This is a genomic window from Gordonia liuliyuniae, from assembly GCF_021739025.1.
Taxonomy (GTDB): Bacteria; Actinomycetota; Actinomycetes; order Mycobacteriales; family Mycobacteriaceae; genus Gordonia; species Gordonia liuliyuniae.
In genome coordinates this window covers 435,819-457,036 of the sequence record NZ_JAKKOT010000005.1, presented here as the reverse complement: position 1 = coordinate 457,036, position 21,218 = coordinate 435,819, and the positions used below count along the sequence as shown (strand labels likewise).

The window sequence follows — 21,218 nt, the reverse complement described above, 5'->3', positions numbered from 1 at the left end:
ACGCGCTGGGGGTCAGACGCGGTCGACGGACTCTTCGAGGAGCAGATAGCCGGCGAGCATCCGCTTGAGTTCGCCGACCACGCTGTCGTGGTCGTGCGGCGCCTGCACCGAGAAACTCAGCAGCGAGTACGCGGCGTGCACGAGGACCTCGGCCATCATCTGGCGGCGGTCCCGCTCGGACGTCGGCGTCAGCGGGGCGAGGATGCGCGCGACCTGCTCGGCGAGGATCTTCTCGGTGATCGACGCCGTCGCGCGGGTGGCGGGCGTCGACTGGACGGCCAGCCACACCGCGCGACGGGACGGGTCGGTGCGCCACAGGTCGGCGAGATGGTCCAAGAACTTCTCGAGGAGTTGCGGCCACTGCAGTGACGGGATCTCCGACGCGAACGCCGAGAGCTCCTCGCTCACCGCGGTCGTGTCCTGGCGGTCGAGCTCGCACACCACGACGTACTTGTTGGCGAAGTACTGGTAGATGGTGCCGATGGGGAGCTCGGCGCGCTGCGCGATCTGCTCGCACGTCAACGACTCGAAGCCGACGTCGGTCAGCACGTCTCGTGCCGACGTCAGAATGGCTTCGAAGGTGCGCCGACTCCGTTCCTGCGTCGGTCGTTTACGCGGGACCAAGGGTTCCGGCGCCGGCTCTGGCTCGGTCATGCCGCCTCGCGTCAGATCGAGAGGTCGCGTCGCAGCTTCGCGACGTGTCCGGTGGCGCGCACGTTGTATTGGGCGGCTTGGATGACGCCGTTCTCGTCGACGAGAAACGTCGACCGGATGACGCCCTGTACGACCTTGCCGTACATCTTCTTCTCGCCGAACGCGCCCCATGCGGTGAGCACAGTCTTGTCGGGGTCACTCAGGAGCGGGAACGTGAGCTCGTCGCGTTCGACGAATTTCGCGAGCTTGGCGGGCTTGTCGGGCGAGACGCCGATGACGTCGATCCCCTGACCGTTGAGCTCGGCGAGGCTGTCGCGGAAGTCGCACGCCTGTTTGGTGCATCCGGGCGTCATCGCCGCAGGGTAGAAGTAGACGATCACCTTGCGTCCCGCGTAGTCCGAGAGGGACACCGGCTTCTCAGCCGAGTCGAGAAGAGTGAAATCGGGGGCGGTGTCGCCGACGGAAAGACGCGCGTTCTCAGACATACCGCCAGGCTATCCGATGGGAGTGACACTGAACTCCCATAGGCGTCAACACCTTGTAGGCTTCAACCCGAAGTAGAACCCTGATAAGTCGACGAGTAGTGGAGGACGACCGTGGCCGGTGACACCGAACGGATCGAGAAGGACATCGCCCAGGCGCGCGAGGATCTCGCGAAGACCCTCGATCAGCTGGCGGTGAAGGCGAATCCGCAGCGTCTGGCCGACGATGTGAAGACCAAGGCACTCGCGATCGCGAACACGCCCGCCGTGAAGTACGGCGCCGCAGGGGTTGGCGTCCTCGTCCTGGTCGTGGTGATCCGCAAGATTCTGCGCTGACACTCTGCTGGTCAGCACGCCCGCATGGCCCGTCGGTCTGATTCAGACTGGCGGGCCATGCTGCGTCCCGGACCCGATAGCCGATCCCGACCAGGCGATTTGGGTTATCTCGACGCGTGCTGTTAATGTTTCTTTTCGCAAGGCCAAGCGCCATTAGCTCAATTGGCAGAGCAGCTGACTCTTAATCAGCGGGTTCGGGGTTCAAGTCCCTGATGGCGCACTTTCGAAACCCCCGGTCTGGACCGTCTGGTCCGACGGGGGTTTCTCGGTTCTCCGAAGTCAGGCCTCGACCACGTCCGGGTTCCGCATCGACTCCAGGAGCATGATCGCTTCAGTCGTCGCACCGTGAACCGATACCGGCTCCTTCTCGTGAGTCGCCGCACGCAGCAGCACTCGCTGCCGTCGAGACCGTGTAGTACGTAATCTTTGCGCGCCGACGTGCGCGGCGGCTATAGATCAGGCCGCGAGGTGGTGTCGGTCCTCTCGCTTGATGGTGACAGCGGCGACGAGCACGCCGATGGCCACTCCGATGAGGGTGTCGCAGACGCGCGTCGCGGCGACCGCGGCGCCACCGGACGCGCCGAGACTGGTCAGCACCAGCGCCACTGTGGTGATGAAGATCTGGGCGACGGCGTAGTTGCGGGTCACGAACATCTCGCCGCAGGTCTGGCAGACTATCGCGACGACGACCAGCGGCCAGTATCCGGGCTCGACCGCGAAGATGCCGACGGCGATCATCGCGCCGACGACGTTCCCCATGACGCGCTGGATGCCGCGCTGCACGGTGTGTCGATAGTGTGCGCCCTGCAGGGCGGTCAGTGCGCCGATAGTGGCCCACAGTGGATGATCCAAGCCCAGGGCTGCGGCGACGAGTCCGGCGATCAGGCATGCCGCGGTCAGCCGAGCGACGTCCAACAGGATGCCGCGGTCGCCGACGCGCCGTACTCCCTCACGGAAGACGCCGTCGGGTCGAAGCGCTTCGATGCCGGCGATCTCGGTCGTCGACGGCGGGCGGACGTCGGCGCGGATTCTGCGCAGGTCTGCGGTGAGACCGGCGAAGTCGCGGTGCGCGGGATCGAGGCCGTCGCGTGAGCCGCCGTCGACGACCCTCTCGGCGGCGTCGATGAGCGCGAACAGTTCGCGGGTGTGCTCGTCGACGCGTCGCCGCGGGGTCAGCGCGACGACCTCGCGCGCCTGTGAGACGGCGTGCCGTGCTGCGGATTCCGACGCGTCGTCGCCGGCCTCGATCGCAGATGCGGCGGCGAGTGCACGCGCCACCGCGACGCGGGCGGGGGCGTGCGGGTGCAGCAGCGCGGGCCACATCGTGACGACCCACCCGAACACCGCGCCGACGGTGATCGCGAGGGTGACCACGCCGACGTCGTGAGCGGTGTCGGCGAACCCGGCGGCGCCTGCGGCCGCGAAAACCATGATGGCCGCGCCGGGACCGGTGATGCGGAAGGCCTGCAGCAGCCAGAAGGCGAGGCCGCCTGCGGCCGACAGCAGGACGACCTGCGTCCAGATGGTCAATCCGAGGGCGCCGAGCGCGGCGCCGAAGGCTGCGCAGACGATGACGGCTCCGACGACGACCGCCAGTTTGGGAGCCAGTCGCGGGTACGGCTCGTAACGCAGGAACGCCGAGCTGAGTGTGCCGAGGGCTGCGAACGCGGCGACGTCGGTGAATCCGAGGAGCCCGCACCCGACGAGCGCGACCATGGTGGCGAACCCGACTCGCAGTGCGAGCGCCACGGTCGGGTCGGCCTGACGCATCTCAAGAGCTCCCCGCCATGCTGCGGGCGATGCCACATGCGCCAGTGCCAGCCCCGACTGGCGAGCGCGAGTCTGGGGGACAGGGGAGGGGGCGGTGCGCATGAACTCAGAATAATAGTTCACGGATAAAATATCTATGAAATACTTCCGCGAACTCGGTATGGTGTGTCACATGGCTCCGCAAACCACTCCGGGTGGACCCGATACCCCGGGTGAACTCGACGCTCCGGGTGGGCTCGACGCTCCGGGTGGACTCGACTACGTGGAGCGGGCTCGCAGCGATTGGGCGAAGCGGTTTCCGGGCATGGATGTGCGGCCGATCGACGTCATCGGACGCATCACGCGGATCAGCACGCTCGCGCTCGCGCGTTTCGAACGCGAACTCGACGCCACCGGCATCGGCCGCACCGAGTTCGATGTGCTGAGCGCGTTGGCGCGCAGTGACCATCCGTTGCGTGCGAGTGAGGTGACCTCGGTGACCGGGGCATCGGCCGCCTCGACCACCAAGCATGCGGAGCGGCTCGCGACGATGGGGCTGATCGAGCGTGAGCGACTCGAACGCGATGGTCGAGTCGTGCTCCTATCGTTGACCGAGGCCGGCCGCGAGGTCGTCCACGAGCAGTTTCCTCGGCGGGTCGAGAGTGAACTGCAGATGCTCGACGGGCTCGATGACGGTGAGATCCGGTTGCTCACCGACATGCTCAGGCGGATCACCGAGAACGTCGAGAAGCGGAGCTGAGGCTCGGTACCGCGTGTCCGGTGATTTGCCTGGTGGTGGGCGCGAGACCTCAACCTCTGGTCGACGTTGGAACCCATTCGACCGAATGGGTTACAGCAATGTGATCTTCGGGTCGGTGCTGTGGTCGATGTCGGACCTACCAGGTACTGTCGGAGTCGATTCATCGAGGTAGTGGAGCTTCTGTTCATCGGTAACGTCGCCGACCGCAGCGACGACAAATTGGACAGTGCTGCACCTGCGTGTGGCGAATCGGTCCGGCCGTTCTCGACGACGAGGAAAGCGGTCGGCATCTCGTACAATCGACGAGAACCGGAACACGGTCCGCTTTGGGTCCCATGACCATGTGTCGGGGACGGTAAGAAGAGGTTTGGGAGCAAGATGGGCATCACTCGGAGTGGTCGACGCCGATCCGCAGTCAAGATTTGGGCGATCATGTTACTGGTCGGGGCGACCGCATTCGTGTCGGCCTGTGGCAGTACGTATGGCACTGAAGTGCATGCGAACGGCGAGTTCGCCGACATGATCAAGCCTGCGGTCTCGGTTACCGACACGGCCGGTAAGGCGCTTGATAAGAACGAGGTCGATGTCCAGCCCGGGCAGCCGATCGTGGTGAAGGCGACCGAGGGCGCCATCACCGACGTGAAGATCAAGAAGGCGAGCGGCGGCTACATCAAGGGCGACGTCAGCGACGACGGTGCTACCTGGACGAGCGCGGAGGCGTTCGGTTACGGCCGCACCTACTCGGTCAAGGCGACCGCCTCGGGTGTCGGTGGCACCACCACCAGCACCACGAGATTCACCACGCGCTCTCCGGAGAATCAGACGGCCGCCTACATCAGCCCGCCGGACGGCGAGACCGTCGGCGTCGCGCAGACGGTCGGCGTCCGATTCGACGAGCCGATCGCCGATCGCGAGGCCGCACAGAAGGCCATCACGATCACGACCAACCCGAAGACCGAGGGTGCGTTCTACTGGATCAGCGACCAAGAGGTCCGCTGGCGTCCCAAGGAGTTCTGGAAGACCGGCACCAAGGTCGACGTGAAGGTCAACATCTTCGGCATCGATCTCGGCGCCGGGACGTTCGGCCAGGACAACGTGTCGTCGAGCTTCAAGGTCGGGCGCGACATGCAGTTGTCGGTCGACGACAGCAACAAGATGGTCGTCGTCAAGCGTGACGGCAAGGTGATCCGCCGGATGCCCACGTCGCTGGGCAAGGATGCGACCCCCACCGACAACGGCATCTACATCATCGGCGACCGCCTCGACCACATCATCATGGACTCGTCGACCTACGGTGTGCCCACCAACTCACCTGACGGCTACCGCACCCCGATCGACTATGCGACGCAGATGTCCTACAGCGGCATCTACCTGCACGCGTTGCCTGCGACCGTCTGGGCCCAGGGCAACACCAACACGTCGCACGGCTGCCTCAACCTGAGCAACGAAGATGCGCTCTGGGTGGTGCAGAACACACTGCGCGGCGACCCGGTGACTGTCTCGGGCACCGTCGGCGGAACTCTGTCGGGGACCGATGGGCTCGGAGACTGGAACATTCCCTGGTCTGAGTGGTCGAAGGGTAACGCGTAGCCACGGAGACGCGCGCCGGGACATTCCTCGGCTGCCATAAGTGAACATATGATGCAGGGTCCGGCCGAGTGTTCTCGGCCGGACCCTGCCATTGGTTGGTGTTAGTATCGCCTCCGATAGAAAAAATCACTGAAGATTGGTATGCACACCATGGCTCGTCCCTCCTGGGAAACTGAGGATCTGACCGCGCTGCGTGAGATGGCGCGTGCCTTCTGTGAGAAGGAGATCGCCCCCAACACCGAGCGGTACATCGACCAGCACCACGTCGACCGCGATCTCTGGAGCAAGGCAGGCGAACTCGGCCTCCTCTGCATGTCGATCCCGGAGGAGTACGGCGGCGGTGGCGGCACCTTCGCCCACGAGGCCGTCCTGATCGAGGAACAGGCCCGCGTCGTCGACTCGTCGTGGGGCCAGAGCCTGCACAACGGGATCATCGCGCATTACATCCTGGCCTACGGTTCCGAGGACCTGAAGAAGAAGTGGCTGCCGAAGCTGGCCTCCGGTGAGGTCGTCGGCGCCATCGCCATGACCGAGCCCGGCACCGGCTCGGACCTGCAGAGCGTTAAGACCAAAGCGATCAAGGACGGCGACGACTACGTCATCGACGGCTCCAAGACGTTCATCACCAACGGCGGCCAGGCAGACCTCGTGATCGTCGTCGCCAAGACCGATCCGACGGCAGGCGGCAAGGGGATCTCGCTGATCCTCGTCGAGACCGACCGCGACGGTTTCAGCCGCGGCCGCATCCTCGACAAGGTCGGCATGCGCGGCCAGGACACCGCCGAACTGAACTTCGCCGGTGTGCGCGTTCCGCAGTCGAACCTGCTCGGTGAGCAAGAGGGCCTCGGCTTCATCCAGCTGATGACACAGCTGCCGCAGGAACGACTGATCATCGCCGTCGCATCCGTGGCGGGTATGGAGACCGCCCTGCAGAAGACCCTCGAATACACCAAAGAGCGCACCGCATTCGGCAAGCCGGTGTTCGCGTTCCAGAACACCAAGTTCAAGCTGGCCGAGGTCGCGACCGAAGCACACATCGCACGCCTGTTCGTCGACGACTGCATCGAGAAGCATCTGCGCGGCGAACTCGACATCCCGACCGTCGCGATGGCCAAGTGGTGGACCACCGATCGCGCCATGCAGGTCGCCGACACCTGCCTCCAACTGTTCGGCGGCTACGGCTACATGAACGAGTACCCGATCGCCCGCCTGTGGGCCGACAACCGCGTCCAGCTGATCTACGGCGGCACCAACGAGATCATGAAGGAAATCATCTCGCGCTCGTTGTGAGACGTCGGCGGTCGAGCCGCATCGACTGACGGGAAGGGCCCGGTCACCAGCGGTGGCCGGGCTCTTCTGCTGGCCCCCTTCCGTTGTCCCCCTCCGTCGTCGCAGGTTCACGGGGCCGGATTCGAGTACGCGGCCAAGAACTCGGCGAGCATCTTCGCAGTGACGAGCTTCGGCAGCGACTCGATGGCGGCGATCACCGCACTCAGGTCGAGCGAGCCCGCGGCGTCGGACGGATCGGTGTGCGGGTCGATACCCGCGCCGACGAGAACAGCTTCGGTGGAGGCGGAGTCGAGCGCCAGCGCGTCGTCGACGCTCACGGCTCCGGAGTCGAACGCGGCCGCGAGCTCCCGCAACATGGCAGGCGCCACCGAGCGTTCGAGTCCGCGTGCCGCGTCCGCGCCGTCGCGCAGTGCGTGCGACAGCTCGTCGACGACGGCCGAGGTCACGGGCGTGATCGTCAGGTGGGTGCTCGCGGCGAGCGTCGACCCGTCGGCCTGCACATACGCCGGCTGCGGTTGCAACGTGAATCCGCGTGCGGCCACCTCGTCGGCCCAGCGGTGCGGATCGATCGGCGTCGCCGCGTCGGGGTCGGCCGCGACGGCGAACACCGGTCCCGTCGGATCGCCGACGACACGCAGCCCGTCGATGCCGCCGACGACGTCAACCAGCCGCCCGGCAGTGGCCGCGATGTCGGCGACGAGCCGGGTGAACCCGGCCGCGCCGAGGTACCGCGTGATGGCCCACGCGGCGGTCGCGCCCGCCGCCGACTTCGATCCGAGAAGGGTGGGGCTGACCACCGGATACCCCGGCCAGTCGGTGGTCGCGAAGAAGGCGGCGCGATGTCGGTCGCGGTCGGTGTGCAGGAGTACGGACGCGCCCTTCGGTGCGTAGCCGTACTTATGGAAGTCGGCGGACAGACTCGTGACGCCGGGTGCCGTGAGGTCCCAGTCGGGCAGCGGCGTCGGCCACCAAGCCAGGGCGAGTCCGCCGAGGCACGCGTCGACGTGGAGGCCGACCCCTCGTCGTAGGGCTAGATCTCCGAGTTCGACGATCGGGTCGAGTGTTCCGGTCGGATAGTTCGGAGCCGACCCGACCAGCAGTATGGTGTCGTCGTCGATTGCACCCGCCATCGCGTCGACGTCGGCCCGCGTGGTGGTCGGATCCACCGGCACGCGTCGCACCGTGACTCCGAGAAGCTTCCCGGCCTTGTCGAACGCGGCGTGAGCCGTCGAGGGGACGACGACATTGCCCGCTCCGGCGGGCGTGCGCGTGTATTCGCGCGCGGACAACACCGCCAGAACGCAACTCTCGGTTCCGCCGGAGGTCACCGAGCCGACCGCGTCCGACGATCCGAAAGCAGTGCGCGAGAACGAGATCAGGTCGCGTTCGATGGCTGCCACCGAACCGAACGTCGTCGGGTCCAGACCGTTGACCGGCTGCACGAGCGCTGCGGCGTCGGCGGCGAGCCGGTCGACGGCCGCCAGACCCGAATCGTAAACGTAGGAGAGGATCCGTCCACCGTGAGTCGGGGCGTCCGTGGCCCGGAGACGTCGGAGTTCGGCGACTATCTCCTCGGGGGTGTTCACCGGTTCGGTGTCCTTTCGTAGCGCAGGAGTACGACGATGCTGACCGCGACCAGGACTGCGGGCAGGAGCGAGAATCCGCCTGCGACGCCGGCGACGGCCGTGTCGGTCTGGGTGTGCGTCTCGTCGCCGGTCGACGAGACGAAACCGGTCACCGCGAGCACGAGCAGATATGCACCGGGACCGAGCGCCAGCCCCAGCGTCTCGCCCGCGGTCCACAGTCCCGACAGCGCGCCGCCCTGGTCGCGACCGCGCGCGGTGGACACCTCGTCGATCACATCGGGGAGCATCGCGAGCGGGAACGTCTGCATGCCCGCATAGCCGATTCCGGCGACAGCGACCAGCCCGAAGATCCACGGCCCCGGCGCGGTCATCGCTCCGGCCAGCCCGAGCGCGGCGACACCGAACAGCAGCGACGCGACGATCAACGCGACACGTTTGCCGTAACGGGCGCCGACCCGGACCCACACCGGCATCACGAGGAGCGCGGGCCCGACGAGCGCCGCGAACAGGTAGGTCAACGCGGCCGAGTCGTCCAGTACGTACGTCGCCATATACTGCGCGCCCGCGAGCATCACCGCGCTCGCCAACGCCTGCACGACGAAGACCGTCAGGAGGATCCGGTAGTGGGCGTTCTCGCGCACCGCGGTGAACGCGTCGCGGTGGTGGACGCGAGCATCGTCGACGACGGATCGCGCGCGAGTACCGGTCGCCGCGAACGAGGTGGCGGCGACCATCCCTGCCGCGATGAGGGTCGCGGCCGCGGCCGCCATGACCAGGTATCCGACGGCTCCGCCGCCCAATGCGTCCCGGATCGCGGGCGCCCCCGCACCGACGATGAGGATCGTCAACGCCAACACCGCGATACGGACCGAGATGAGGCGGGTCCGCTCGTCGTACCCGTCGGTGAGTTCGGCTGGCAACGCGATGTACGGGACCTGGAAGCATGCGTACGCGATCGCTCCCGCGGTGAAGAACAGCAGGACCCAGACGGCCGAGGCCGCGGGGCCGAATCCGGTCGGAGTCGCGAACGTCAGAACGAACGTCGGCACGAGTGCGGCCGCACCGAACCACATCAACCCGGTGCGGGTGCCCGCCGTCGCAGCATGGCGGTCGCTGATCGCACCGATGACCGGGTTGACGACGACGTCGACCGCTTTGGGAACCACGACGACGATCGACGCGACGAGGGCGGCGACCCCGAGGGTGTCGGTGAGGTAGTACGCGAGAACCAGCCCAGGCAGGACCCCGAAGCCGCCCGTCCCGACGCTGCCGGCCGCGTAACCTGCGACGATGCGGCGACTGAGCCGACCGGCGGTGCGTTGCGACGTCACGCCCGGCGACTTTCGACGCGCTCCGGCGTGTGTGCGGTGGCCATTTCGTGAACCTATCGGACCAGGCGAGAATTGTCGCCGAGTTCAGCCTATGGCGCTCACGGGTCCCGTCCGCGTCACGCCCACCGCGGCCGTGTAGAACGGGAGGCATGCTGACCAACGACGACCGGATCGCAGCACTCGAGGCGATCGAGTCGATCAAGAGCCTCAAACACGGCTACTGGCGAGCCTGCGACGCCAAAGACCCGGACGGGTTCGCGGCGTCGTTCATCGCCGACGGTGCGGTGATCGACTACGGGCCCCTCGGCAGATTCGATGACGTGAAGCCGATGGTGGACATCTTCCGCACCATCGCGTGCCGCAAAGTCGACGGGCGGTACGCGGTGCTCGACATGCACCACGGCACGCACCCGATGATCGAGTTGACGGCGCACGACACCGCGGTCGGCCGCTGGTCGTTGCGGTTCCGTCAGGTGAACACGATCGAGCGGACCGAGACCGTGAGCATCGGAGAATACGACGACGAGTACCGCTTCTCCGACGGCGCGTGGCGCATGTCGGTGTGCCGATTCACGCAGCGGTGGTCGATCACGAGGCCGCTGAGTGACGACGTGGTGCTCGAAGAGGGTATTTTCGATAACCGTGGTTGACTTCGCATATGTGATCGCCGGCTCGGAAGCGACCGGCGGCGCCGGTATCCAGACCGACCTCAAGACCTTCCAGACGCTGGGCGCGTTCGGACTCGGCACCATCACGTGCATCGTGTCGTTCGATCCGAAGAACGGGTGGGGTCACCGGTTCGTGCCGATCGAACCGGCCGTCATCGCCGACCAGATCGAGGCAGCGACGAGCGCATACGATCTCGACGTCGTCAAGATCGGAATGCTCGGCACACCCGCCACCATTGATGTCGTGGCCGATGCGTTGGCGGCGCAGCCCTGGCGGCACGTGGTCCTCGACCCGGTGCTGATCTGTAAGGGGCAGGAGCCCGGTGCGGCGCTCGACACCGATCAAGCGTTGCGGGCGAAAGTGCTGCCGCACGCTACCGTCGTCACCCCGAACCTGTTCGAGTCGCAGACCCTGTCGGGGATGGACGAGATCACCACCGTCGACCAACTCGCTGAAGCCGCGCGACGGATCGCCGAGCACGGACCCCGGTACGTGCTGGCCAAAGGCGGGGTCGAACTACCGGGCGACGAGGCGGTCGACGTTCTGTTCGACGGTCAGGATGTGACCGTGCTGCGCGCACCGAAGATCGGTGGCGAACGGGTCTCCGGCGCAGGCTGCACGCTGGCTGCGGCCCTCACCGCCGAACTCGCGAAGGGCGCGGGTGTCCTCGACGCTGCCCGTCGTGCCAAAGAGTTCACCAGGGCGGCGATCGAAGCCCGGGTGAGCGGCAACCTCCCGTTCGACGCGGTCCGGCAAGGAACGTAGGGGTTCAGCCTTCGCCTAACTGGCCGGACAGGCGGTCGCGGCGTTCGGCGGACGGCTGGTTCAATCCGACGATCTCCACCTGCTTGCCCTTGGCGTGGTACTTCGCCTCGATGGCGTCGAGCGCGGCGACCGTCGATGCGTCCCACACATGTGTGTCGGCGAGATCGATGACGATGCGTTCGGGATCGTCGACGTAGTCGAACTGGTAGACGAGGTCGTTACTGGAGGCGAAGAACAGTTCGCCGCGCACATGGTAGGTCCGGACGGTGTGGCCGTCGTGGACACTGTCGGCGTGCGTGACCTCGGTGAAGTGGGCGACTCGCCGCACGAACAGCAGAGTCGCGACGACGACGCCCGAGATGACGCCGATCGCGAGGTTGCTGGTGACGACGGTCGCGACGACGGCGATCACCATGACGGCCGTCTCGCTCTTCGGCATCCGGCGGAGGGTGGACAGACGGATGCTGTGCCAGTTGAACGTGGTCGCCGAGACCATGATCATGACGGCGACGAGCGCAGCCATCGGGATCTGCCCGACGATGTCGCCCAACCCGACGACGAGCACCAGCAGCGCCACACCGGTCAGGAACGTCGAGATGCGGGTGCGCGCGCCCGCCGTCTTCACGTTGACCATCGTCTGGCCGATCATGGCGCAGCCGCCGATCCCGCCGAAGAAGCCGGTGACAACATTCGCGACACCCTGGCCCCAGGCTTCACGAGTCTTGTTCGAGTGGGTGTCGGTGATGTCGTCGACCAGTTTCGCGGTCATCAGTGACTCGAGCAGCCCGACGAGCGCCATGCCGACCGCGTACGGGGCGATGATCTGCAACGTCTGGAGGTCGAACGGGACGTCGGGGATCAACCACTGCGGTAGGGAACTGGGGAGCTCGCCCTCGTCGCCGACTGTTGGCACGCCCACGCCGAAGGCCATCGCGACGGCCGTCAACACGATGATCGCGATGAGCGGCGACGGCACGACGGTGGTGAGTCTCGGCAGCCCGACGATGATGGCGAGTCCGGCCGCGATCATCGGATACACCATCCACGGAACATTCAGCATGTGCTGGACCTGCGCGGAGAAGATCAGAATGGCGAGAGCGTTGACGAAGCCGACCATCACACTGCGCGGAATGAACCGCATCAGTTTCGCGACCCCGCACACGCTGAACACGATTTGCAGGACACCCGCGAGAATGACGGTCGCCAACAGGTAGTCGATGCCGTGATCGCGGACGACGGGCGCGATCACGAGTGCGGTGGATCCGGCGGCGCCCGAGATCATGGCGGGACGTCCGCCGACGATGGAGATCGACACCGCCATCGTGAAGGACGCGAACAACCCCATCCGCGGGTCGACGCCTGCGGCGATCGAGAACGAGATCGCTTCGGGGATCAACGCGAGCGCGGTCACCACACCGGCCAGCGTCTCCCGTGTCAGGAGGCGAGGACTCCGCAGCGCGGTGATGACTGGTCCGTCGACGAGGCGGGACGCCGGTGCCTGCACTGCGGGCTACTCCTGACGGTCGATGGCTCTACAACCGGGGAAACGATACCCCGATGGTCGTGCAACCTTCGTGTCAGGAACGCAGGAGGTCCGCGAGGATCCCGAGGCCGCGGTCCGCCTGGTCTGTGTCGGCGTGGCTGAAGTCCAGGCGCGCTCCCCACCCCGGATCGGTGACCGCGTCGAGCACGATGTGCTGCGACAGCCGGGAGGTGTGCAGGTCTGTCGCCTGCTTGACCATGACGAGTCTGTCGAAGAGGTCATCGGACGCCGCGATGAACCCGAGGCGCAGTCCCGGCGCGAACGTCTTGGAGAACGAGCCCTGGTAGATCCATGAACCGCCGCCCATCCGGGCCGCGATCGGCGTGCGGTCGCAGGTGTCGTAGACGAGATCGCGGTAAGGGTCGTCTTCGAACAGCACCCGCTGAGGATCATGACGCGATCCGGGGGAGCGTCCACGCCCAGTCCGCGCAGTTGCCGGGACACCGCCGCCCGCAGTTCGGGTTCGCCTTCCGTCGGGCCGTACTGGAGGGTCGACGCCGGCACGACGCCAGAGAGTTGCGGGAGGGTGTCGGTCGCGGGGAGACCGCCGGCGAACGAGATCATGCCGGGCCGGTCGATCACGTCGAGGATCGCACGGATCGGCGACGGTCGGAGACCTTCGATAAGCTGCGAGAACACTCCGGAACCTGTCGGACCAGATCCTCGCCGAGTACGATCTCGGGCGCGCGCGCTCAACTCGAACTTCTGGAGTCGGTGTTCGCCGACGTCGACTCGCATGCCGAGCGCGGACGGCGTGATGTGATGGCGCGCCTGGCTGGTGACGGGGAGGTGCGCACGGATGACCTCTGCTGGTTGGGAATATAAGCGGACCGCGGTACGGTTACGGTCGATATGAAGAAGATCGGATTCCTGTCGTTCGGACATTGGTCGGACGCGCCGGGCTCACAGGCTCGGACCGCGGCCGACGTCCTCCACCAGTCGATCGACCTCGCGGTCGCCGCCGAAGAACTCGGCGCCGACGGCGCCTACCTCCGTGTTCACCACTTCGCGCGGCAACTCGGCTCGCCGTTCCCTCTGCTGGCCGCGATCGGCGCGAAGACGAACAGCATCGAGATCGGTACCGGCGTCATCGACATGCGGTACGAGAACCCGCTGTACATGGCCGAAGACGCAGGTGCGGCCGATCTCATCTCGGACGGCAGGCTGCAGCTCGGCATCTCGCGGGGATCACCGGAGCAGGTGATCGACGGCTACAAGTACTTCGGATACGTGCCGGACGACACGGAGTCCGACGCCGACATGGCGCGCAAGCACACCGACGTCTTCTTGAAGGTCCTCGAGGGTGAGGGCTTCGCGCAGCCGAATCCGCAGCCCATGTTCCCGAACCCGCCCGGACTGCTGCGCGTGGAACCGCACTCGGACGGCCTGCGCGAGCGCATCTGGTGGGGTGCGGGATCGCGGGCGACGGCCGAGTGGACCGCCCGGCAGGGGATGAACCTGATGTCGTCGACCTTGTTGACCGAAGACACCGGGGTGCCGTTCCACCGTTTGCAAGCCGAACAGATCCAGCGCTTCCGTGACGAGTGGGCCAAGCACGGGTTCGACCATGAGCCCCGAGTCTCGGTGAGCCGCAGCATCTTCCCGTTGCTCGACGACATGGACCGCGCATACTTCGGCGGCCGCGGCGACGATCGGGACCAGGTCGGTCACATCGACGGCGGCAGTGCGCGATTCGGCCGGTCGTACGCCGACGAACCGGATCGACTCATCGAGCAGCTGCGTGACGACGAGGCGATCGCGGCGGCGGACACCCTCCTGCTCACTGTGCCGAACCAGCTCGGCGTGGACTACAACGCGCACGTGATCGACGGGATCCTCCAGCACGTCGCACCCGGGCTGGGGTGGCGCTGAGCTTCGCGGGAAATGTCGCGTACTCTCGCTCCCGCGGCCGGCGCCAAGACACGTACGTCCCACGTCGTGGAGTTCACACTCGATCCGGTCTCGACGCAGCTCGTCGCGTCCGATCCGATGAAGGCGGCCGTGTCGTTGGCACGATCACCCGGCGGCAGCATGATCGGCGAGGACGCCTGGTTCGCGATGCTGACGGTGGGCCACATGGCAGACACCATTCGTCAGACGCGCGGACCGCGGCCGTGCCTCGTCGGCACCTATGAGCTGTCGGCGACCGACAGTGCGCGAAGTGCGACGTGGAGCGTCGACCGCTCGTGTGCACGTGTCGTGCCCGAGTTCGCTCGGGTGATCCGCACGTCGGAGCGCGGCCCGGACGGGCGGCCGATCGGCTCGGTCCGTGAGCGTCCCGCCACCGGATGATGCTCGGTATCCTGAGATCATGACGGTCACGCTGCGCGCGCAAGAAGCGTCGGACACCGAATTTCTGCATTCGCTGTTCAGCGACCCGACGGCCGCCCGCTACTGGTTCATCGAGCCATATCTCACTCGGGCGGACGTGCAGACCCAGTTCGAGCGTCGTCGCGGCGACGTCACCGCACGCCGCTTCGTCATCAGCGATGACGGCGCGGACGTCGGGATCGTCGAACTCGTCGACATCTCGCCGTTGCATCGGACGTGCGAATTCCAGATCATCGTCGCGCCCGGCAATCAGGGTCGCGGATACGCGCAGGTTGGGACGCGTCTCGTGGTGGACTACGCATTCGGGACGTTGAACCTGCACAAGGTGTATCTGCTCGTCGACGTCGAGAACGCCGGTGCGATTCATGTGTACGGCAAGGTCGGTTTCGAGACCGAGGCGACGCTGCGGGAGGAGTTCTACGCAGGCGGCAGGTACCGGGATGTCGTGCGGATGGTGATCTTCGCGAGGGATTGGGACGGAGTCTGACCTCGAGTTCCCCGCTCAGCGTCACCATCGACCGGTGAGGCGATGCCGGGCCTGAGCGGGGAATATGACGTCACGGGCTCGGAACGACCCGCGTTCCGTGGTCGTCGACGAGCAGTGCTTGATCGTCGTCGAGCGCGAGCAGACGGAAACGGCTGCCGAACTCGGTGAAAGTCCGCTCGATCGCGGCGGGCGGATACGCGGGCAGCATCCCGCCAGCGTGCGGCACCGGAACCTGCGGGATCCAACCGAAGCCCGCCGTGCTCGACAGACCGGGCGCGTCGGCGGGGTCGTCGAGCAGGCCTGCGGGTTCGATGTCGGGGCCTGCGATCACCGAGCCCGCGCTGAGTCCGATGTAGGGGAGACCGTCGCGGACCCGTTCGTCGAGTAGTGCGGCCGTACCCGATTCGGTGAGCTCGTGCCAGAGGGTGAACGTATTGCCGCCGCCGACGTACACCGCGTCGACGTCGTCCGGCGACGCCGCGAAGTCGATTACCCGGAAGCCTCTGTCGACCAGCAGTTCTCGACCGGCCCCAATCACGTGGCCGATCGTCACCTCGCGCGGGGGCCGCCCGGTCGCGGCGGTGACGAAGCGCACGAGCGCCCCGTCACCGAGGGACAGGAGAAGTAGACGCACGGGAGCGAAGTTACACGTCTCGGGGGTCGTCACCCATCCGATCTCCGAGTCGCTCCGAATCACCCTCGTACGTGTCGTCTGTGATTGGAGAGATTCTCATGTTCCGTCGTCTCATCGTTGCCGCGGTCGCCGCAGCGTCGTTCGCCGCAGTCCTGCCCGTCGCCGCTCCCGCCGACGCCGCACCGCTGCGTCCCGTGCCGCGCGTCGACCTCGAGCGCTATCTGGGCACGTGGCACCAGTTGGCCGCCAATCCTGCGCCTTACAACATCGACTGCGTACGGGACACCACCGCGAAGTATTCGCTCATCGACAGTCGCACTGTTCGCGTGCAGAACTCCTGCACCACGGTGACCGGCCAGAAGCGGTCGATTCTGGGGCGCGCGAGGGTCAACGGACCCGCATCTCTGCACGTGTCGTTCCCGAGCGTTCCGGGACAGAACCGAGTCGACGGACCGAGCAACTACCTGGTCGCGCACATCGCGGACGACTATTCGTGGGCGTTCGTCGGCGATCCGAGCCGCGTCTCCGGATTCGTCCTGTCGCGGAAGGGGTCGGTGGATAGCTCGACGTGGAAGCAGATCCGGACGGTCGTCGAACGCCAGGGCTACAACTCGTGCCTCATGCTGACGTCTCCGGTGACCGGCGGATTCCGTGACATCCGCCCGTTGTGCACCGTCAATTCTTGATCTGCGACCAGCGGTCGAGCGCATCGAGGCGCTCGGCCGCGTGGTCGACGATCTGCGCGGGGTAGTCGTTTGGGCGGTCGTGTCGCAGGCGATGGACTTCGCGTCCGGGGACTGACCGCAGTTCGGGGACCCAGCGGCGGATGTAGTCGCCGTCCGGATCGAACCTTTCGCCCTGCACGGTCGGGTTGAACACCCGGAAATACGGTGCGGCGTCGGTACCCGAACCGGCCACCCACTGCCATCCGTGCTGATTGGACGCGAGATCGCCGTCGATGAGCAGGTCCATGAAGTGGCGGGCGCCCCACTGCCACGGTACGTGGAGGTCCTTGGTGAGGAACGACGCGACGATCATGCGAACCCGATTGTGCATCCAGCCCTCGGCAGCGAGCTGGCGCATCCCGGCGTCGACGATCGGGTAGCCGGTACGGCCGTCGCGCCAGGCGCGGAACGCGGCGTCCGCCTCCGGTCCGGAATCGTAGGGCAGGCGCGCGAACCGCTCGTCGAAATTCTCATAGGCCGTGTCAGGCCGGTGGTGCAGGACGTCGGCGTAGAACTCCCGCCAGCACAGTTCGCTGCGAAACTTCGACGCGTCGGTGTCCGACCTGTCACGCAAGTCGTGCAGCAACGTCCTCGGATGCAGGCACCCGACCTTCAGATACGCGGACAGTCTGCTGGTGCGGTCCAGATCCGGTCGATCGCGATCGCCCGCATAACCGTCGAGCGCATCTCGGAACTGCGTCCAGCGCCGCAGGGCGGCGTCTTCTCCGGGAGCCGTCTTCGGGTCCGCGGCCGGTGGGGGCAGCGGGTTTCGTTCGCCGACGTCCGCCGGGTCGATCCAGGCCACGGTCGAGGCGTCCGTCGATGCGGGGGAACGCCACCCGTGGTCGTGCCACGCCCGCTGATAGGGGCCGAAGACGCGGTACTCGCCGCCGTCGGCCTTGCGGATGCGCCCGGGTGCGACGGCGTACGGCGAACCGGTCCGCACCAACGGGGTGTCGCCGAGTGCCCGTTCGACACGCTCGTCACGACGGACACCGTACGGCGAGTAGTCGGCCGAGACGTGCACAGACCCCGCGCCGAGCCGATTGACGAGTTCCGGCAGCACGACGGCCGGGTCGCCGTCGAGGACGATCAGCCGGTTCTCAAGCGCACGATCGTGCTCGGCCAGGCACGCGAGGAAGAAGTCGGTGCGGGGGCCGGGACGCGCGACGCGGCTGTCGAACACGAACACTGCTGCCGCGCTCTCGGCGTCAGCGGCCGCAGCCGACAGCGTCGGCAGATCGTGGACGCGCAGGTCGCGGCGGAACCACACGATGGCGGGACTCGTCTGATGATCGATCTGCAGCTCCTGTTCGTCGCACGACCGATTCCGACATCCGATGCGTCGGCCGATCGTATCCGCAACGGTAGTCGCGGTGAGCCCCCACGCGATGAATCGGTCATCGAGACCGTCCCGGTCAAGGGGTGTTGCTCATACCCTTACAGTGGCAGGGTCGAAGTATGGACACTTCAGGATCTGCAACCGATCAGCGGTGGCGTGAGACCTCCGATGGACTCGTCGCCACCTTCGCAACCGGCTCGATGGTGCGGGGCCTTGACTTCGTGACCCGCGTCGTCGCCGCGGCGGAAGCCGCCAACCACCACCCGGACATCGACTTTCGGTATCCCAAGGTTGGGCTGACTCTCATCACGCATGACGCCGAGGACACCGTCACCGATAAGGACCGTGCGCTGGCGCGGGAGATCTCGGCGATCGCGGGGGAGATGACGATCGACTAGCCCTGTTTCACCTGGTCATTCGTTCGGCTGACACGGCGGGGCGATGAGTGGTTCTCGGGGCGGAAATGTCGTACCTGCGCGTTAGTTTCCGATTAGCCCGATGATCATCGGTGCCTTCCAGCAATCGAAAGTGTTGCGATGACCAACCCCGACCTCTCCTCCCCGGACCCGTCCTTCGACCAGTACCACGACGCCGAACGTCCTTCGCCGCCGCAGGATCATTACCCGCCGCAGAGTTATGCTTCGCCGCAGGGCTATGTCTCACCGCAGGGCTATGTCTCACCTCAGGGATACGTCTCACCTCAGGGATATGCCCAGCCGCCGATGCCACCGACACCGAAGCGGCGGAACACAGTCGGCCTCGTCGCACTGATCTTTGCGATCATCGGATTCGTATTCGGGTGTATCCCCGGAGCCCTGATCGTCGGCTGGGTGCTCTTGCCGATCGCCTTCATCCTCGGCATCGTCGGACTGTTTCAGGCGGGACAGCCGAAGAAGACGTCGATTTCGGCCATCATCATCTCGGCGATCGGCACGATCGTCGCCGCCGTGGTGTTCCTGACCGTCGTCAGCGACGCGATCGACGACGCGTTCACGCCGGACACGGCTACCGTCGTCGAGGAGGGACAGTCCCAGTCCGACGGTGTCGGCACGCGCGACAACCCGGCGAAGATCGGCGCAACGCTGACCGGGGACGAGTGGAAAGTCGTCGTCAACGGCTTCACCGCAGATGCGACCGATCAGGTCATGGCCGCTAATGAGTTCAACGACGAGCCGAAACCTGGGAACGCATACGCTCTGGTCAACCTGACCGTGACCTACACCGGCGACGAGTCCAGTTACGCGGACTTCGTCTCCGTGGCGTTCGTCGCCGCCGACGGGACCCACCTACAAGCCGTACGATTCGTCGGCGGTCACACCCGAACCGGCTCTCGACGGAGAGCTCTACAACGGAGGCACCGCGACCGGAAACGTCGACATCGAGATTCCGAAGAATGCCGCCGGTCTGCTTCGCATCGAACTCGGACCGCTCGGAGACGAGGCATTCGTCGCGATCCCGTAGGCAGACGTGAAGGTGCGCCGCCCGAGCCGTCGGCTCGAGCGGCGCACCTTCAGGCAAACATCGGCCCACCCCAACTACGATTCTGACCATGACTGACGACGCCGATCAGGCAGCATCCGCCGAACCCACCGAGCACGACGAACGACGTGCCGCGCTGAAGTCCTGGAAACTGTGGCTCGCGCCGGTGATCGCTGTGGTGATCGCGATGGGTGCGATGGCGGGGCTGTACCTGAGCAGCATCCTCGATCCCGTCAAGAATCTGAGTTCGTTTCCGATCGCCGTGGTCAACGAAGATCAGGGTGCGGCCGGTCCGACGGGCGAGCAGAACCTCGGCGACACGATGCAAACCACCGTCGAGCAGAAAGTCGACCGCGACAAAGTCTCGTTGGAGAACCTCAGTTGGGCGGACGCGCAGGAGAAGATGCGCGACGGCGACGTGTACGGAACCATTCGTGTGCCCGCCGACTTCAGCGCGAAGACGATGGCGCTCGCAGAAGGAGCGATGACACCGACGCCGGTCGAGCGGCCCCAGGTCATCGTGTACACGAACCCGAGGTCGGGCACATTGGGTAGCTCGCTCGTCACCGCGCTGAGCAAGGAAGCGCTCGCCGAGATGAACAGGCAGATCGGCGACCAGCTGACGGCGGCCGTCGCCGAACAGACGGCTGCGATGACTCCGCGGCCGGAAGTCAGCGGTGCTGCCGCAACCGTTCTCGCATCACCGGTGGACATCGTGTCGACGACGTTCGACCCGCTGCCGGCAGGCACCGGGATGGGGTTGTCGGCCTTCTACTTCGCGCTCCTCGTCCTCCTCGCGGGATTCACCGGCGCGATGCTCATCAACTCGCTCGTCGACTCGAGCCTCGGGTACATCGCGTCAGAAATCGGCCCCCGCGTCATCGTGCGGAAATCGCTCGACCTCACCAGAACGTCGGTTCTGCTCATCAAATGGGCGATCATGGTCGCCGCGAGCCTCGTCGTCTCCGGTGTGTACATCGGAATAGCCGCGGCCCTCGACATGCCGATCGATCACGGTTGGGCACTGTGGGCCTACAGCGCACTCGCGGCGTCGGCCGTCGGCATCACGGCAATGGCGGTGATCTCGGCGTTCGGCACCATCGGCCTCCTGATCAACATGTTCGTGTTCATCTTCCTCGGCCTGCCGTCCGCAGGAGCGACGACGCCCATCCAGGCGGCGCCCGGCTTCTTCGCCTGGCTGGCGTCGTTCGAGCCGCTGCACCAGGTGTACGAAGCGATCCGCGCGATCCTCTACTTCGACGCCCGCGGCAGCGCAGGCCTCACCCACGGGCTGGTCATGACCGTCATTGGCCTCGCCGTCGGCGTGGTCCTCGGGCTCGGCGTCAATTGGTACTACGACCACAAGGGCCTCTCGCGTGCCACCGTCGGCGAACTGACGCAACCCCAACTATCTCGTCGCAACGTCAATCCGTCGTAGCAACCTGAGCGCAGGCTGCTGAGACAG

The 21,218-nt window shown here is 66.2% G+C and carries 22 protein-coding genes and 1 tRNA gene; 14 read left to right on the top strand and 9 right to left on the bottom strand.

Annotated elements, in window-relative coordinates; genetic code table 11:
• Positions 1 to 12: 12 nt before the first annotated feature.
• On the bottom strand, positions 13 to 654 hold the full coding sequence (locus L5G28_RS13015) for a TetR/AcrR family transcriptional regulator (protein WP_236997581.1): 642 nt from the start codon (positions 652 to 654) through the stop codon (positions 13 to 15).
• 11 nt (positions 655 to 665) lie between these two features.
• On the bottom strand, positions 666 to 1,139 hold the full coding sequence (gene bcp / locus L5G28_RS13010) for a thioredoxin-dependent thiol peroxidase (RefSeq protein ID WP_236997580.1): 474 nt from the start codon (positions 1,137 to 1,139) through the stop codon (positions 666 to 668).
• A gap of 111 nt (positions 1,140 to 1,250) precedes the next feature.
• Here bcp and L5G28_RS13005 point away from each other — a divergent pair, with 111 nt between their 5' ends.
• Both L5G28_RS13005 and L5G28_RS13000 read left to right on the top strand, forming a co-directional pair.
• Positions 1,251 to 1,472, top strand: coding sequence for a DUF3618 domain-containing protein (locus L5G28_RS13005; RefSeq protein WP_237001886.1), 222 nt, complete (start codon positions 1,251 to 1,253; stop codon positions 1,470 to 1,472).
• A gap of 147 nt (positions 1,473 to 1,619) precedes the next feature.
• Positions 1,620 to 1,692 (top strand) — tRNA-Lys (locus L5G28_RS13000).
• Positions 1,693 to 1,928: 236 nt separating this feature from the next.
• Here L5G28_RS13000 and L5G28_RS12995 read toward each other — a convergent pair.
• Complete coding sequence (locus L5G28_RS12995) at positions 1,929 to 3,344, bottom strand: FUSC family protein (protein ID WP_237001885.1); 1,416 nt, start codon at positions 3,342 to 3,344, stop codon at positions 1,929 to 1,931.
• A gap of 70 nt (positions 3,345 to 3,414) precedes the next feature.
• Between L5G28_RS12995 and L5G28_RS12990 the strand changes: the two genes are divergently transcribed.
• The 3 genes from L5G28_RS12990 to L5G28_RS12980 all read left to right on the top strand — a co-directional run bounded on the left by L5G28_RS12990 (position 3,415) and on the right by L5G28_RS12980 (position 6,861).
• Positions 3,415 to 3,981, top strand: a complete 567-nt coding sequence (locus tag L5G28_RS12990) for a MarR family winged helix-turn-helix transcriptional regulator (RefSeq protein ID WP_237001884.1) — start codon at positions 3,415 to 3,417, stop codon at positions 3,979 to 3,981.
• A gap of 378 nt (positions 3,982 to 4,359) precedes the next feature.
• The gene (locus L5G28_RS12985; RefSeq protein WP_237001883.1) at positions 4,360 to 5,571 is read left to right on the top strand and encodes a L,D-transpeptidase; all 1,212 of its coding nucleotides are present in this window, start codon (positions 4,360 to 4,362) and stop codon (positions 5,569 to 5,571) included.
• 141 nt (positions 5,572 to 5,712) lie between these two features.
• Positions 5,713 to 6,861, top strand: a complete 1,149-nt coding sequence (locus L5G28_RS12980) for an acyl-CoA dehydrogenase family protein (protein ID WP_372477222.1) — start codon at positions 5,713 to 5,715, stop codon at positions 6,859 to 6,861.
• A gap of 107 nt (positions 6,862 to 6,968) precedes the next feature.
• Here the strand turns inward: L5G28_RS12980 and L5G28_RS12975 are convergent, their stop codons facing one another.
• On the bottom strand, positions 6,969 to 8,447 hold the full coding sequence (locus tag L5G28_RS12975; protein ID WP_237001881.1) for a pyridoxal phosphate-dependent decarboxylase family protein: 1,479 nt from the start codon (positions 8,445 to 8,447) through the stop codon (positions 6,969 to 6,971).
• On the bottom strand, positions 8,444 to 9,778 hold the full coding sequence (locus L5G28_RS12970; RefSeq protein WP_237001880.1) for an MFS transporter: 1,335 nt from the start codon (positions 9,776 to 9,778) through the stop codon (positions 8,444 to 8,446). The genes L5G28_RS12975 and L5G28_RS12970 overlap by 4 nt, the downstream gene beginning before the upstream one ends.
• 149 nt (positions 9,779 to 9,927) lie before the next feature.
• Here L5G28_RS12970 and L5G28_RS12965 point away from each other — a divergent pair, with 149 nt between their 5' ends.
• Both L5G28_RS12965 and thiD read left to right on the top strand, forming a co-directional pair.
• The gene (locus L5G28_RS12965) at positions 9,928 to 10,428 is read left to right on the top strand and encodes a nuclear transport factor 2 family protein (RefSeq protein ID WP_236997572.1); all 501 of its coding nucleotides are present in this window, start codon (positions 9,928 to 9,930) and stop codon (positions 10,426 to 10,428) included.
• Positions 10,421 to 11,212 (top strand): bifunctional hydroxymethylpyrimidine kinase/phosphomethylpyrimidine kinase, encoded by a 792-nt coding sequence (gene thiD / locus L5G28_RS12960; protein ID WP_236997571.1) that lies wholly within the window; start codon positions 10,421 to 10,423, stop codon positions 11,210 to 11,212. Before L5G28_RS12965 ends, thiD begins: the two co-directional genes overlap by 8 nt.
• Before the next feature lie 4 nt (positions 11,213 to 11,216).
• Here the strand turns inward: thiD and L5G28_RS12955 are convergent, their stop codons facing one another.
• Together L5G28_RS12955 and L5G28_RS12950 are read right to left on the bottom strand one after the other, a co-directional pair.
• Positions 11,217 to 12,716 (bottom strand): SulP family inorganic anion transporter, encoded by a 1,500-nt coding sequence (locus L5G28_RS12955; protein WP_237001879.1) that lies wholly within the window; start codon positions 12,714 to 12,716, stop codon positions 11,217 to 11,219.
• Positions 12,717 to 12,789: 73 nt separating this feature from the next.
• The gene (locus L5G28_RS12950; RefSeq protein ID WP_237001878.1) at positions 12,790 to 13,134 is read right to left on the bottom strand and encodes an aminotransferase class I/II-fold pyridoxal phosphate-dependent enzyme; all 345 of its coding nucleotides are present in this window, start codon (positions 13,132 to 13,134) and stop codon (positions 12,790 to 12,792) included.
• A 473-nt stretch (positions 13,135 to 13,607) separates the two neighbouring features.
• Here L5G28_RS12950 and L5G28_RS12945 point away from each other — a divergent pair, with 473 nt between their 5' ends.
• Genes L5G28_RS12945 through L5G28_RS12935 form a run of 3 tightly spaced genes read left to right on the top strand, consistent with a single transcriptional unit; the run spans position 13,608 to position 15,573 of the window.
• Positions 13,608 to 14,627 (top strand): LLM class flavin-dependent oxidoreductase, encoded by a 1,020-nt coding sequence (locus L5G28_RS12945; RefSeq protein ID WP_237001877.1) that lies wholly within the window; start codon positions 13,608 to 13,610, stop codon positions 14,625 to 14,627.
• 12 nt (positions 14,628 to 14,639) lie between these two features.
• On the top strand, positions 14,640 to 15,047 hold the full coding sequence (locus tag L5G28_RS12940; protein WP_237001876.1) for a hypothetical protein: 408 nt from the start codon (positions 14,640 to 14,642) through the stop codon (positions 15,045 to 15,047).
• A 19-nt stretch (positions 15,048 to 15,066) separates the two neighbouring features.
• Entirely contained in the window at positions 15,067 to 15,573 is a 507-nt protein-coding gene (locus tag L5G28_RS12935; RefSeq protein WP_237001875.1) for a GNAT family N-acetyltransferase, read from the top strand.
• 70 nt (positions 15,574 to 15,643) lie between these two features.
• On the opposite strand, the gene L5G28_RS12930 is transcribed toward L5G28_RS12935, so the two are convergent.
• Positions 15,644 to 16,207, bottom strand: a complete 564-nt coding sequence (locus L5G28_RS12930; protein WP_237001874.1) for a Type 1 glutamine amidotransferase-like domain-containing protein — start codon at positions 16,205 to 16,207, stop codon at positions 15,644 to 15,646.
• 98 nt (positions 16,208 to 16,305) lie between these two features.
• Here L5G28_RS12930 and L5G28_RS12925 point away from each other — a divergent pair, with 98 nt between their 5' ends.
• Positions 16,306 to 16,893, top strand: coding sequence for a lipocalin family protein (locus L5G28_RS12925; protein ID WP_237001873.1), 588 nt, complete (start codon positions 16,306 to 16,308; stop codon positions 16,891 to 16,893).
• Here L5G28_RS12925 and L5G28_RS12920 read toward each other — a convergent pair.
• Positions 16,883 to 18,208 carry a cryptochrome/photolyase family protein gene (locus L5G28_RS12920; protein ID WP_237001947.1) on the bottom strand — a complete coding sequence of 442 codons (1,326 nt, stop codon included), beginning with the start codon at positions 18,206 to 18,208 and terminating at the stop codon, positions 16,883 to 16,885. The two genes, L5G28_RS12925 and L5G28_RS12920, sit on opposite strands and share 11 nt — an antisense overlap.
• 185 nt (positions 18,209 to 18,393) lie before the next feature.
• Between L5G28_RS12920 and L5G28_RS12915 the strand changes: the two genes are divergently transcribed.
• From L5G28_RS12915 to L5G28_RS12905, 3 genes are all read left to right on the top strand, one after another.
• Positions 18,394 to 18,672, top strand: coding sequence for a 4a-hydroxytetrahydrobiopterin dehydratase (locus tag L5G28_RS12915; protein WP_236997563.1), 279 nt, complete (start codon positions 18,394 to 18,396; stop codon positions 18,670 to 18,672).
• A 138-nt stretch (positions 18,673 to 18,810) separates the two neighbouring features.
• A complete protein-coding gene (locus tag L5G28_RS12910) occupies positions 18,811 to 19,821 on the top strand; it encodes a hypothetical protein (RefSeq protein WP_237001872.1) in 1,011 nt (336 codons plus the stop codon).
• 2 nt (positions 19,822 to 19,823) lie between these two features.
• A complete protein-coding gene (locus L5G28_RS12905) occupies positions 19,824 to 21,191 on the top strand; it encodes a YhgE/Pip domain-containing protein (RefSeq protein WP_237001871.1) in 1,368 nt (455 codons plus the stop codon).
• The last annotated feature ends 27 nt before the right edge of the window (positions 21,192 to 21,218 follow it).

What these genes read in the sequence shown, in the direction of transcription:
- L5G28_RS13015 (WP_236997581.1), bottom strand. Translation starts at nt 654, where the DNA reads ATGACCGAGCCAGAGCCGGCGCCGGAACCCTTGGTCCCGCGTAAACGA.
- bcp (WP_236997580.1), bottom strand. Translation starts at nt 1,139, where the DNA reads ATGTCTGAGAACGCGCGTCTTTCCGTCGGCGACACCGCCCCCGATTTC.
- L5G28_RS12995 (WP_237001885.1), bottom strand. Translation starts at nt 3,344, where the DNA reads ATGCGCACCGCCCCCTCCCCTGTCCCCCAGACTCGCGCTCGCCAGTCG.
- L5G28_RS12990 (WP_237001884.1), top strand. Translation starts at nt 3,415, where the DNA reads ATGGCTCCGCAAACCACTCCGGGTGGACCCGATACCCCGGGTGAACTC.
- L5G28_RS12985 (WP_237001883.1), top strand. Translation starts at nt 4,360, where the DNA reads ATGGGCATCACTCGGAGTGGTCGACGCCGATCCGCAGTCAAGATTTGG.
- L5G28_RS12980 (WP_372477222.1), top strand. Translation starts at nt 5,713, where the DNA reads ATGCACACCATGGCTCGTCCCTCCTGGGAAACTGAGGATCTGACCGCG.
- L5G28_RS12965 (WP_236997572.1), top strand. Translation starts at nt 9,928, where the DNA reads ATGCTGACCAACGACGACCGGATCGCAGCACTCGAGGCGATCGAGTCG.
- L5G28_RS12945 (WP_237001877.1), top strand. Translation starts at nt 13,608, where the DNA reads ATGAAGAAGATCGGATTCCTGTCGTTCGGACATTGGTCGGACGCGCCG.
- L5G28_RS12940 (WP_237001876.1), top strand. Translation starts at nt 14,640, where the DNA reads ATGTCGCGTACTCTCGCTCCCGCGGCCGGCGCCAAGACACGTACGTCC.
- L5G28_RS12935 (WP_237001875.1), top strand. Translation starts at nt 15,067, where the DNA reads ATGACGGTCACGCTGCGCGCGCAAGAAGCGTCGGACACCGAATTTCTG.
- L5G28_RS12925 (WP_237001873.1), top strand. Translation starts at nt 16,306, where the DNA reads ATGTTCCGTCGTCTCATCGTTGCCGCGGTCGCCGCAGCGTCGTTCGCC.
- L5G28_RS12915 (WP_236997563.1), top strand. Translation starts at nt 18,394, where the DNA reads ATGGACACTTCAGGATCTGCAACCGATCAGCGGTGGCGTGAGACCTCC.
- L5G28_RS12910 (WP_237001872.1), top strand. Translation starts at nt 18,811, where the DNA reads ATGACCAACCCCGACCTCTCCTCCCCGGACCCGTCCTTCGACCAGTAC.
- L5G28_RS12905 (WP_237001871.1), top strand. Translation starts at nt 19,824, where the DNA reads ATGACTGACGACGCCGATCAGGCAGCATCCGCCGAACCCACCGAGCAC.